This is a genomic window from Pseudoalteromonas sp. P1-25, from assembly GCF_001401805.1.
Taxonomy (GTDB): domain Bacteria; phylum Pseudomonadota; class Gammaproteobacteria; order Enterobacterales; family Alteromonadaceae; genus Pseudoalteromonas.
This window is the reverse complement of the sequence record NZ_LKDW01000020.1, coordinates 47,379-59,819: the sequence shown is the minus strand read 5'-3', so window position 1 is coordinate 59,819 and position 12,441 is coordinate 47,379. Positions and strand designations below refer to the sequence as shown.

Here is a 12,441-nt window from a genome sequence, read left to right as displayed (position 1 = left end):
TTACCTAATCAAAGCATTAAATAGAGATTCCAATTGAAAATTTATACTTTATCTTTTTTGATTTAATAATGTATGGATAGCGGTTTATTCTAGTAACACATATTAAAGGAGTGTCCTGAAAGTCAAGCTACCTGACATTAAATATGTAGTAAGTCGGCTATGAGCGAATAGCAGATGGATGCTAACTCATTTTTGGGTAAAAATAGTCAGTTACATTACTAAATTAGAGAACAACGGATTATTTAGAGTATTACAAAAACCACTTATCTAGAGACCGACTCTAGAAGCAATTCATAAAAACGTTTTGTAGCTTGTCCCGTTTTTGCCCCTTTAGGTAAAGTCAGATGTAATGGAACCTGATAACCACCGCCATTTTCCACATTCAAAATAGCCAGTTTCCCACTACCTCGGCTATCAACAATATGCTTTGGCAGCCTGCAATAACCCACACCCTGTTCTACCGCACTAAAGGCATGGTCGAAATTATCAACCGTAATACGCTGACTCGACTTCAACCAACCCACATCTTTTTTCTCGCCCAGCTTTTCAACCGAACCTAAATCCCTCACCACAATTTGTGGTAGCATCGAGAGCTGATTGAGCGATATAGACGTCATCCTAGTTAACGGATGTGAGCTCGCCACAACGGGCTCCATCATGGTAAAACCAAAGGCTTCCGCAGGGTAATTGGTAATGGGTAGATTAATAATGGCAACATCGGCCACTTCTTGAGAGACCATTTCAGTGGTCTTCGATAGCGAAGTTTCTACCACTTGTATCGATGTACTGTTATTTTCAGCTAGAAAATTAACCATCGGTTGATAAAGGCGCTCAAGACAGCACAAATGATCAACTGCGACCACTATTTCAGACTCAACCCCCTTTGCTAACTGTGCACTGATTAGCTCAAGTTCTCGCGCTTGTTCTAGTATGCTGCTAGCCCTGCGCAATAACGCTTTACCGTCTTCAGACAACACTGCTCTGCGACCTTCAACCTGAACCAACGACACACCTAGTTGACCTTCCAATTTTCTCAACGCATAAAGCAGCGTGGTATGGCTCTTATTTAGTTGCAATGCCGCAGCCTGAATGCTTCCAGCGCGATCTATCTCATAAAGAGTTTGCCATTGATCGAGGGTTGTTTTTAATCTCATCGGTCTAAAATCCTGACAGTTAATGGCAATATTATGAACTTTTTTGTCTATTTTTTACAGGTAATATATATCCTAACTGGCAATCAAGCCTCTTATGTTTGCGATTTGACCATGACTCTCAGCGCAATACCATGTATCTGTTTGGAGAAATAACCATGAAATTATTACAAGTCGATTTTGAATTTAACGGCCCATTTGGCGAAGAGATGTCGAACGCACTCGTTGACCTAGCAAAATCTATCAACTATGAACCAGGTATGATCTGGAAAATATGGACAGAAAATCAAGCCGAAAAACTGGCTGGTGGTGTTTACCTTTTTGAAGACCAACACAGCGCAGAGATTTACCTAGCAATGCATAGCGCACGCTTAAAAGAGATGGGCGTGGATGAGGTCCGCGGTGTGATTTTTGACGTGAACCAACCATTAACTACCATTAATAAAGGCCCGATCAACGGCTAATTCAACCGTTCATTCCTGAGTAAAAATAGAAATAATGATGAGGCCTAAATTTTATAGATATTACGTGTAAAAAATTAGGCCTAATCTCATACAATAACTCCTGATGTAAATCGAACGAAACAAGTAATGGGTCAAAACCAATTTGCAAAATATGCAGTTTGCTAACTCGAAAAGGGGCAGAAATGAGTTAAACTGGAAGTGCAGTTTATAGCAATAATTCGAACTTTGGCTAAGAGCGATCAGCAGACGATCGATCAAAATCATTTTTGAACATGAATCTTCTAAAGTCCTTGCTAGGTTCTGATGGACGGGGTTAGGAAAAGTATGACTAATTCCCCCCCGCTTTATTTGGGTTTAGATCAAGTTTGGGCGAAAGTAAGAAAAGGGTTAAAGGGGTCAAATCTTGACTTAAAAGGGTTAAAGGGGTCAAATCTTGATTTAATACATCAAGGTTTACCAGTGCCTGCTGATGCCGCACTAACTAAGTTTGCCAGCGTACACCTATCAAATTAACTATATCCTTAAACCTTTAATGTACTTGAGTGACTAGTAACGTACGGGTGAACCCTTCCAGCGTTAATTGAGAAATAAGCTTAATTCCAGTATTGAATGGGGAAATATTCAGACTCCTATTGGAAACTTACTTATCAAAGCCTCGCCTTATAGGGGGGCTTGCGTTTTTTATTTGGTTTTTAGGCTTTAACTAATCAAAGCATTAAATAGAGATTCCAAATTAAAAATTCATACTTACCTTAAATGTTTTGGGGCGGTTATGGGCGAGGTATAGTCATTCTGGTGAATCGTTATTAACTTAGTAAGGGAAAATTTACCGCTTTTTGACATGCTTATATAAACTTCAGAAGACATAATATTTATAGCCGACAATAGCTTACACTATTTTCATTGATATAAGTTCATTAAATGGGGATGTTTTCGTGCTAAAATAGGGTAAGTGTTCTCTAGTAAGGTTGTTAGCTGCTTTGAGGCTAATCATTAGTAAGGTGTGGTGATGAGAGTTTTAGTAACAGGCTCTGCCGGTAGAGTCGGGCGTGCAATCTATATTAAATTAATGCGCACCCATGACGTGGTTGGCATTGATAAAACGCCTTGCTCAACAGCCGATTACATTGGTGATATTCTTGATAGTGATCTGATTGAACGGGCTCTTAAAAATGTTGATGTCATCATTCATACAGCGGCTCTTCACGCTCCCCATGTGGGTTTAGTACCTGATTCTGCGTTTCAGTCTATTAACGTAGACGCGACCGAGAAACTCGCTCTGGCTGGATTAAAAGCAGGTATTAAGCACTTTATTTTTACCAGCACTACTGCATTGTACGGCTATGCTTCAACACCTAAAGGTATTGCAGGTTGGATTAATGAAGACGTTACTCCTCAACCCAAGTCGATTTATCATAAAAGTAAAATTGCGGCTGAAGCTAAGCTAGAAGAAATTTCAAAGTTGTTTCAGCTTCCAGTTACTGTGCTGCAAATGTCGAGATGTTTTCCTGAACCTGCGGATTTAATGGCAGTATTTCGCCTTACTCGTGGCATAGATGCTCGTGATGTAGCAAACGCTCATTTATGTTCTGTGGAAAAACGCTTAAGTGGTTTTAATCGTTTTATAATCTCAGGCGCTACACCTTTTCAACTTTCTGATTGTGAAGCGCTATATACTGATGCTGCATCTGTCATCGAGCGTCAATGTCCTGACATCGCGCTGGCATTTAAGCAAAGAGATTGGCAACTACCTCAAAGCTTAGATCGCGTATATGATTCATCATCTGCATGTGACAAATTAGGGTGGTCACCTATACATGGCTTTAAAAGCGTTTTGGAAATGCTAGATACTGAAACACCAGAAGTATTGCCAATTTTGAAACGCTGCTAACAAAGCAATTAAGAGTGATTCGGCATGGGTAGCATTTTTACTATGCATTGCTTTTAACATTAGGCAAAGCGAGTTCGCCCTTAGTACACTTTTTTAAAAGTTTTTTACTTTGCCCCTAAAGCCGTTTGCAAGTTTAGTTTATCGATAGCGGCCTGTACTAGCCCATGGCCCATATTTTGTTCACTAAGTTTCACTGTAATTAATACTTTCAAGCTAGTGGAGTAAGTTCCAGCTTGATAAGTAACTTTCAAAGAGTGTGTATAATCATATTGTTTATAACAGCCCTATTAAAATAGCCCCTGTATTAAACGTAACGTGTAACACAGGGGCTTTATAGTTTTAGGTCAACCTACTAAACACTAAACGCATTAAAACGAATATTGCAGCCTTAATGAGATTGCATTACCCGATGTGATAGTACCGCCCGCCTCGTAGTAGTCGGCTTTAATGTAGTCGGCCATAAATTTTATGTTTTTGTTTACGGTGTAGTTAACGCCAAGGGCGTAGGTTTTTGCGTCTTGGTTTTCTTGCTTGAGCTTAAGTAGGCTGTAGCGGCCTGTGATTTCCCAGCCTGGCTCTGAGCTTGCGCCTAGTTTTGCGTTTTTATACTTACGGTATCCGCCTGATAGCTGATAACCAAATTGTAAATAGCCGCCTTCGTAATCGTTAGTTGTATTTTCAATACTGGTTACTTGTGCTTGTTGCCACTCGGCCATCATGGTAAATCTGTCTTTAAGCCATAGTAGCTCTACGCCTTGTTGCGAGAGGTTATCGGCATTAATTTTATCGCCTTCTATTAATGAATCGGCGGTATAAACTTCAAGAGGTTCATTCACTCTAAATTCGTTGCCATCGTACTGCCTTTCACTAAATGCAACGCCAAGATGTAATAAGTTAGTATCTTGCTGCCATGGCACCCAGGCTACGCGCCCTGTAATAGCAGATGTTGCTTTGTCTTCATCGGGCTTGTAATAACCTAATTGCCAATTTACTGAAGCTATGTCTCCCGAAAGGCTAATACCTAAGCTACGCCCTGGTGAAAACGCTTCGCTTATCATGCTACGTTCGAGCATTAATAATTTACGCGAGCTGGTTAGTTTTTCTAGGCCAAAACCTTCTTTTTGTTGCCCTATGGTTAAATCGGCATATTCCCAGCCAGAGTATTCTAGGTAGGCGTCTTTTATTTCGGTTTCGCCATCAGCAAAGCCAAGCTGAAATTTACTTTTCCAGTCTTTGCTTATGTCTGATTTAAAACTTAGCCGTGCGCGGCGTATTTCAGAGGTACTTTCTGAGCTGGTGCTGTCGTATTGCCCCTCTAGTAATGCGGTATCAAATTTGTTGTAGTCGAGCATGATATAGCCGCTTAGGTCTATATCGTCGTTAATTTTGGCAAAACTTGCGTTACTAACAAAGCAAAGCGCTGAAAGAGCCGCATAAGTAATCGTTTGTTTAGGGGTCATGTTAGGCTACCTTTGTTTGTTTTTCAGCTAAGTAACTTACTTTTAGTTGCGCTACGTCTCTTAAAAAGTCGATGTGTTCTATATCTACGGCCACTACGTTTAGGCCTGTGCGCTGTTTTAAATCGTTGATGAGTGTGGCTTGGTTTTGCGGGGTTATGTTTTCTATTCGCTCGTAGCACACGCTTTGTACTTCGTAGCGTTTGACAAATACGCTTGAGTCAATCAAAAAAGCAATTAAGCAAATAATGCCATTAAGAATACTTAGCTCAATTAGGCTCATTTGCCCTACAGAGGTCAGTAAAGCAATGGCAGTAACAAGGAATAAGTAGGTCATTTCTTTAATAGAAATAGACTCTGTGCGGTACCTTAGCATGGTGAATACGGCAAATAGGCCAAAGGCAAACTCCATCGACATATCAACCCCGTGCAGTAAAAAGGTAATAATAAAAACGCCTACGCCAAATAAAATAAACGAGCCTGCCACTACTGCATTTTTACTAAACCGAAAGTAACAGCCATAACAAAGTACAGCCAACGATAAGATGTTTATTAAAAAGCGGGAAAGAAAAATAAGATCTAATTTGGTCATTTTAATTATTCTCTAAAGGTAAAAGTGGGTTAGTGCGGTTAAGGTGTTTTAAACGGGCTAAAACAGGTTTAAAGCGGTTTACTTTTAAGCGCTCGGGGTAGAGCAAAGCACAGCCAATGCAGTATTTACTAAACGAGGCTGGGAATATGTGGTGCTTGCTCATCAGCTTATAAAATGGGGAGTGTTTTGTTTTTTTACTTTGCTTAAGCTCGGCAATAAAAAAGCCCGGTAAGGTTATTTTGTTATCGCCTTTTGGGGTGTTGTACCACAGGTTAAAATCAAGCGTTAAGCGCTCGGCTTTTTCTTCGTTAGCTAGGGCTATGCGGTTATAGCCGCTTTGCTGTGTTACGTTTAAATGTGCAAAGTGGTTTTGCATTTGCTCTTTAATAAACGCCGTGTTGTTAGCGTGCTGGTTATTTTTTTCGAGCTTTATACGTGTTTTAACTGTGCGGCTTTGGTTGTTTTTTAGTTTTACTTCTAGGTATTCGGTAGCGGTATCAACATAGCGCCTTTGGCGTACTTTGTAGCGATTAAGCTTACCGTTATGGTGGGCTTTATATAAATCGAGTTCGGGCGTATCAAAGTACTGATTATAATAAGAAAATAAACGTTTTCCTTGTATATCAAGTACACGGTACTGCCCTTGTATATGAGTAAGCAGCTCAGGTAAAAGCGATAGTGGTAGCATAAACTTGCTGTCTACACGGTTCATTAAATTAGCGTTGTTAAGATCGTTTAATCCGTAACCTTCAAACGGAATAAGTAACTCGTTAATTAAGCTTGTTAATGGGGTACGGGCATTTGGCTTTTCAGGTTGTGCCTGTTTATTTTTAGTGTTTATAGCAGTAATTGCTACTGGTGATATTGAAGCGTCCTTTTCAAAAATTTCATCCTTAAAACGTGCTTGAATTGTCATAATTTTCTCAGATTATTAAATTGCAAAGTAGTAAAGTGCAGTGCCAGCGTACTGGCACCGCACAAAGGATGGGCTGTTTATCTTGAGCAAAATCCGCTGCCATCACCCGCTGAGGGCAATGTGCCATCAAGCTGCGCGGCCATATTTGCTACGCGGTACTGCATAAACGAGGTTAAGCCGTAAAACTGCCCCGTGGTAGAGGTTAGGTTTTGCTCAAAGTAAGTTGAGCCATAAAAGCTAGTTGGGTCGTTTTGTACGTGCTCACGAATTAAATCGGCTATTTCATTGACGCGTGCGTTAAATGTGTCGCTTGAAAGTGAGCCATTAATAAGCTGCGTTAAATAACTGTGGTATGTATCAAGGTTGTTTTGCTCGGCAAATACATTAGCAATTAATGGGCGCTCGCTTAATGCGCCGCTTACAGGCTCATCAATGTAAAGCTCTCTTACATCTACGCCATTACAGTTCATGTTAAATGTGCCGAATGACTCGTTAAAATCCCATGGCAAAATGCTAAATACGCCATCGTCATCATAAATATAGTAGTTATGTGCAAGCGGCCCGTGGTAGCTATCTAAATTAGACAGTGAAGTACTTACCGACATATAACGCAGCAGTGTATCTATATCTATGGTACTGGTTTCGCCTTTATCGAGCGATTCTACAAAGTTAATAAAGGCGCCGTTATCGGTGCTCTCTTCGTTGGTTTGCAGGTTTATATCGGTGTAATTTTGTATGTCGTCACCTAGCCATAGTAAATCGCTGCCTGTGCCATCTGGCTTGTATAAATCGCCATTACTGTTGGCAAAGTGTTTTTCTACAAATTCGCCATCTACGGCTTCTACCATTAAGTACAAACCAAATAGTTCGCCGTTTACATAAAAGTTAACGTAGGCATGCTCAGGCGTTGGTACGCCCATTTCATCCATTAGCTCGTAGGCGATTACTTCACGCATATACGACGGGTCGTTGAACGAGTTTTGTAGTGTGAATTTTTTTAGCCCAAAAAACGTTTGCCCCGACACGTATTCGTTAATATCAACCTTAAAGCTGTAACGGTCGCTGCTAGAGTTTGCAACACTGCTTAAGCTTGAGCCGCCTTTGGTGCGAATAGCCACGCTATCGAGTGTTACCCCATTAAAGGTAATAGCGGTTTCGTGGTACTCCTCATCTAGTGGGTTATCTAGAATGTCTTGCCAGTTTTCGTCGCTAATTGTAATAGAAAGCGTATTTACCGCTGTGGGTGTAAAGGCAGTTGCAACTGTATTTTCACTACTTGGGGTAGGTGTTAAAAACGCATGAGTAAAGCCTGTACTACTACTTAGGCCGTAACTAAAGCCTGTGGCTACATCACTTTCATCCCAGTCAATGTAGTCAATTACTTCATCGTTGAGTATTAAGCTTAGCTCGTCTTCTTTGCCTAGTTTAAAGGGTACGTAGTAAGTACCTGGATCTTCATCGGTGGCATAAATAGTAATGTATTGGCCTGCGTATAAATCTATGTCGGGCAGGGTTACGGGGTCTATGTCGTCGCTTTCATCAATAACTTTGTAGTTGGCTAAGTTAATTGTATTTTCGCTGTTATTGTATAGCTCAAACCAGTCATTGCCATCGTCTGCGGCACTTGCCACCACTTCGTTAATAACGAGTGGCCCGTGGGTTGCTTGGCTGTTTGAGCTGAGCTCTGTTGGAGTTAATACCGCAGTTGCATCGCTGCCATCTGGGTAGCGGCCATAGCTGTAACCACTTAGCGCTTGGCCTTTATTCCACGATAACTGCTCTATAATTACATTGTTACTGTAAAGGCTTACGGTATCGCTTGCGCCTAATTTAAACGCAACGCTTGGCAGATCGCCTAAATCATCGGTGCTTGCGTAAATACGATAAAACTCACCGGGCGATAACGTAATATCGGGTAGAGAAAATTGTTCGTTATTGTCATCACTTAGTGTGTAGTCTGCTAAATAAACATCGCTACTGCTTGTTACATAAAGCTCTATCCAGTCCTCGCCGCCGCTGCTGTCTTTTGCTACTACTTCGTTTATACGAAGTGGGGCATCTTCAGCAATTAGCGTTGTAACAAGTGTAGAGGTATCGGCTGTTTGGTTAGCTGCGCCCTGTGTTGGCGTTAGTGTTTGCGCGGTGCCGGTGCCATCGGTGTATAAGCCATAACTAAAGCCTTCAGCGGCTTCGCCTTCTTCCCAATCAAGTACAGAGATAGCAGTGCCGTCCTCGTATAACGTAACCGCATCGTCGCTGCCTAGTTTAAAGGTAACGTAATAACCGCTATCGGGCGGTGTATCGGTTTCATCAATGGCTTGAATAACAATAAACTCACCTTGCGAAAGCGCTACTGCGGGTAAAGCTTGAGGCTCTCTGTCGGCGTTATCATCAACAAGTGAAAATACCGATAAGTCGGCTATATCTTCAGTGGCGTATAGCTCAATCCAATCGTAGGTTGTATCGCTTGGGCTTGCGACAATTTCGTTAATAACTAAACCAGTTGACGTGATTGTTGATGATGAGTCAGTACTTTGATCTGTGCTGCTGTCGGTTGTTTGCTCAGTACCGCCACAGCCATATAAAAATGTAGTAGAGGCGATAACTGAATAAAATATAAAAGGTTTTATATTCATGTATGCACGCTTATTATTTTATTAAAGTGGGCAAACTATAAAAATAGAAGGTGCAAACAATGTGTAAACTTTTAGTAATCTTCAGTATAGTGAGCTTAATTACTCACTTTAAAAGTTACTTTAACCTTATGTTTAAACAATTAATTTTATTGTGCGCGTTAAGCATGCCGCTTGTAAGTAATGCCGCTACTGCGCCATTTTCAGGCGAGATAAGTACTCAAACCCTGTTAAGCGATTACGATAAGTTTAATAAGCAGTACAACGCATTTACGCCAACCGAGCAAGATATAGCCCTAATGCAAAAGCTAGAAGGCAAGGCATTAGTTGTATTATTTGGCACTTGGTGCCACGACAGCCATCGCGAAGTGCCAAAGCTTATTAAGTTACTTGATGAATCTAAGGTAAAACTTGCAAGCGTTAAATATGTGGCCGTGGGTTACAACAAGCAAGACGACGCCGGAATAGCACAGGCGCACGACTTGCAATACACACCTACGTTTATTGTTAAACAAAATGGCAAAGAGTTAGTTCGCGTAGTTGAAAAGCCAACGGGTACGTTAGCACAAGATTTAACACAGGGTTTGTGAGTAGAGCTTAGGAATATGAGAGCTTACCGGTTAGCTGTTATGACTAGCTCATGAGTATTTTAATGTGTGAAGTCGAGGTTTAACTCCTTTGGCTGAGCAAAAATAGGAATTCAGCTATGGTTTGCATATCAATTAAAACAAATAAAAAACGAATTAATCTACAAGCTCGTTGTAGCATTTCTTAATATGTCTAAAGATCTACGTAAAAATTTGATTGCTGCGATTCTTAGTCCTTTAATTGCATTACCAGTCCTTGGTTTTTGTTATTTCTATGCGGGTATCGAAAACTATACTTCTGTTAGTTCATTAATTTCAGGAGTTGGTTTTGGTGTATCAATAGGGTTGGGAAGTTTATTTTATTTTTATCCTTTAATGTTCATTTACGGATTACCTATTAGCTTATTACTCCAAAAGTTAAATTTATTTAAATTACCGGTAGTTTTAATCTTAAGTATACTTCCTGTTTTTTTACTTAGTCTATTTGGTGAATTTAATCGTGAAACATTGGTTCTTCATTTATTAGTACTTTCAATGGGTTTAACTAGCTGGCTTATATATAATAAATTAAGGTAACACCACTACAAGCGACTCATGTTACATAACCTTTTTATTACCTGCCTTACAGCTCAGATCTAATTTCACTCACATAATCACTACCCACTAAACAGGCTTTTTTCGAACGCTTGCGCAGCGTGTGAAGACGGTCTGTCTTTATAATGCAGTTGATAAAGTGGTCGAGAGAGTTGCTCGTTATTTTTTTGGCTCAGGCGTGTTAATTTACCTAGCTGTACTAAATCTTCAGTGACTACATTTGGCAATAAAGCGACTCCCATACCTTGAGCGACGGCCCTTGCTATGGCTTCGTTGCTGCCTAATTGCATACTTTGCTCTGCTTGTATGCCGTGCTCTGCTAATAACTTTACCGACATTTCTAACGTGCCAGAGCCAGGCTCGCGCAGTAGCCAAAATTGATTGTTTAACCATGCTTTTAAGTTTTTAGTGGGCTTAAAGTTACTCGGTATAACGACACTCATTAAATCGTTTTGCCAGTGCTTACTTATTATATGTGGCTCGGTAGGTGTGCCTTCAACCAATGCTAAATCGATAGTGCACTCTAGCAACGCATGCTCAATTTGCGCGGTATTAGCCACTTGCACTTCTACTTTTATATGTGGGTATTGGGCGCAAAATTTAGCTAAATAAGGCGGTAGCCAATAACTGGCAATAGTGGTGCTGGTGCCAATAACGAGCGTACCGCGCTTGAGCCCCGTGCGCGATTTTATATCGTCAACGGCGGCTTTTTCGATAGCAAAAATACTACGTGCGTGATCGTATAGGGCTTGGCCGCCTTCGCTTAAGGTGAGTTTTTTACCTTTAGATGCACGTTCAATAAGTTGAATATTTAACTGATGCTCTAGCTCTTTTAAAGCCTTTGATATAGCAGGCTGGCTTATAAAAAGCGCTTCGGCTGCGCCTGAAAAACTACCCAATTTAGCCACTGTATAAAACACCCGAAGTGCATGTAAGTTCATTGTATAACCTTAAATTGCATAACTCTTAATTGTATAACTTTAAGTTATCAAATCATGATTTTAATATATTGGAGTTATATTTTGAGCTTTCTTACAATTAAGTCAACACATCAACATGGTTTAAGTGAGGGAATAGTATGCTTAGCGCTATTAAAAATGGGTTTCAGCCTTTGGGTATTAATACTAAGCAGTACAGTGATACGCGCTGGTGGTTAGGTATGCTGCTGGTGGTTGTATTAGCGGGGGCATCTGTTGCATTAAGTAAGTTACAAATAATGCAAACTGCGCAATTTAGCTCCTTAACAATTGGTATTGTGCTTGGCATTATTGTGGGCAACAGTGTGTTTTCGCGCATTGCTACGCGTACCGATGTAGGTGTTGATTACGCTAAAAGTATATTACTTAAAGCAGGCGTTATTTTATTTGGGTTTAGAATTACCTTTGCGCAAGTAGCGGGCGTGGGCTGGCATGGCTTACTAACCGACGTTATTATGCTTGTTGGTACGTTTATATTAGCAGTACAGCTAGGTAAGCGGGTTTTTAAGCTTGATGAGCAAACAACCATATTAATAGGTGCAGGTAGCTCTATTTGTGGCGCCGCAGCGGTAATGGCAACAGAACCCGTTATAAAAGCACAAGCGCATAAAGTATCAGTAGCGGTGGCAACGGTGGTGGTGTTTGGCACGCTAAGTATGTTTGCCTACCCAATTATGTTTGATTATATGGGGTTGAGCGAGCACGCATACGGCGTTTTTGTTGGTTCAACCATTCACGAAGTTGCGCAAGTAGTTGCAGCAGGTACCGCGGTAAGCGCTAATGCAGCCGACACCGCCGTGATAGAAAAAATGCTACGCGTGATGATGCTTGCGCCATTTTTAGTAGGCTTATCTTTTTGGCAAACTAAAAAGCATGCAAACATACACGCACATGGCAGCGAGCATAAATCGGGAATTACGATTCCTTGGTTTGCGGTGTTATTTATAGTGGCGAGTGGCGTGCATTCGTTATCGGTTATACCTCAGGGGGCTTCAAACGCCATTGTATGGTTTGATAATATATTACTTACCATCGCGATGGTGGCTTTAGGTTTGCGCACACATGTTGGCGCTATTCGCCAAGCAGGTATAAAGCCACTGTTATTAGCAGGTTGTTTATTTTTGTTTTTAACTTTGGGTGGCTTTGCCATTAATGTAGGCATTGCTGAGCTATTTTAAA

Annotated in this window: 12 protein-coding genes; 6 read left to right on the top strand and 6 right to left on the bottom strand. The window is 40.8% G+C overall.

Annotation, left to right across the window (positions count from 1 at the left end):
• Positions 1 to 263: 263 nt before the first annotated feature.
• Entirely contained in the window at positions 264 to 1,154 is an 891-nt protein-coding gene (locus AN393_RS12970; protein WP_055018284.1) for a LysR family transcriptional regulator, read from the bottom strand.
• Positions 1,155 to 1,285: 131 nt separating this feature from the next.
• Here AN393_RS12970 and AN393_RS12965 point away from each other — a divergent pair, with 131 nt between their 5' ends.
• The 3 genes from AN393_RS12965 to AN393_RS12955 all read left to right on the top strand — a co-directional run bounded on the left by AN393_RS12965 (position 1,286) and on the right by AN393_RS12955 (position 3,506).
• Complete coding sequence (locus AN393_RS12965) at positions 1,286 to 1,615, top strand: monooxygenase (RefSeq protein WP_327077729.1); 330 nt, start codon at positions 1,286 to 1,288, stop codon at positions 1,613 to 1,615.
• A gap of 324 nt (positions 1,616 to 1,939) precedes the next feature.
• The gene (locus AN393_RS12960; protein WP_055018283.1) at positions 1,940 to 2,128 is read left to right on the top strand and encodes a hypothetical protein; all 189 of its coding nucleotides are present in this window, start codon (positions 1,940 to 1,942) and stop codon (positions 2,126 to 2,128) included.
• A 496-nt stretch (positions 2,129 to 2,624) separates the two neighbouring features.
• A complete protein-coding gene (locus tag AN393_RS12955) occupies positions 2,625 to 3,506 on the top strand; it encodes an NAD(P)-dependent oxidoreductase (RefSeq protein WP_055018282.1) in 882 nt (293 codons plus the stop codon).
• A gap of 368 nt (positions 3,507 to 3,874) precedes the next feature.
• Here AN393_RS12955 and AN393_RS12950 read toward each other — a convergent pair whose 3' ends face one another.
• The 4 genes from AN393_RS12950 to AN393_RS12935 all read right to left on the bottom strand — a co-directional run bounded on the left by AN393_RS12950 (position 3,875) and on the right by AN393_RS12935 (position 9,107).
• On the bottom strand, positions 3,875 to 4,966 hold the full coding sequence (locus tag AN393_RS12950) for an OprO/OprP family phosphate-selective porin (RefSeq protein ID WP_055018281.1): 1,092 nt from the start codon (positions 4,964 to 4,966) through the stop codon (positions 3,875 to 3,877).
• Position 4,967: 1 nt separating this feature from the next.
• The gene (locus AN393_RS12945; protein ID WP_055016106.1) at positions 4,968 to 5,555 is read right to left on the bottom strand and encodes a DUF4956 domain-containing protein; all 588 of its coding nucleotides are present in this window, start codon (positions 5,553 to 5,555) and stop codon (positions 4,968 to 4,970) included.
• 1 nt (position 5,556) lies between these two features.
• Complete coding sequence (locus AN393_RS12940) at positions 5,557 to 6,471, bottom strand: polyphosphate polymerase domain-containing protein (protein WP_055018280.1); 915 nt, start codon at positions 6,469 to 6,471, stop codon at positions 5,557 to 5,559.
• Positions 6,472 to 6,548: 77 nt separating this feature from the next.
• The gene (locus tag AN393_RS12935) at positions 6,549 to 9,107 is read right to left on the bottom strand and encodes a CotH kinase family protein (RefSeq protein WP_055018279.1); all 2,559 of its coding nucleotides are present in this window, start codon (positions 9,105 to 9,107) and stop codon (positions 6,549 to 6,551) included.
• A gap of 128 nt (positions 9,108 to 9,235) precedes the next feature.
• Between AN393_RS12935 and AN393_RS12930 the strand changes: the two genes are divergently transcribed.
• Positions 9,236 to 9,694, top strand: coding sequence for a thioredoxin family protein (locus tag AN393_RS12930; protein WP_055016124.1), 459 nt, complete (start codon positions 9,236 to 9,238; stop codon positions 9,692 to 9,694).
• Positions 9,695 to 9,880: 186 nt separating this feature from the next.
• The gene (locus tag AN393_RS12925; protein WP_055016103.1) at positions 9,881 to 10,267 is read left to right on the top strand and encodes a hypothetical protein; all 387 of its coding nucleotides are present in this window, start codon (positions 9,881 to 9,883) and stop codon (positions 10,265 to 10,267) included.
• A gap of 80 nt (positions 10,268 to 10,347) precedes the next feature.
• Here AN393_RS12925 and AN393_RS12920 read toward each other — a convergent pair whose 3' ends face one another.
• Positions 10,348 to 11,226, bottom strand: coding sequence for a LysR family transcriptional regulator (locus tag AN393_RS12920; RefSeq protein ID WP_055018278.1), 879 nt, complete (start codon positions 11,224 to 11,226; stop codon positions 10,348 to 10,350).
• A gap of 137 nt (positions 11,227 to 11,363) precedes the next feature.
• Here AN393_RS12920 and AN393_RS12915 point away from each other — a divergent pair, with 137 nt between their 5' ends.
• Positions 11,364 to 12,440 (top strand): YeiH family protein, encoded by a 1,077-nt coding sequence (locus AN393_RS12915; RefSeq protein WP_055016101.1) that lies wholly within the window; start codon positions 11,364 to 11,366, stop codon positions 12,438 to 12,440.
• Position 12,441: the final 1 nt, after the last annotated feature.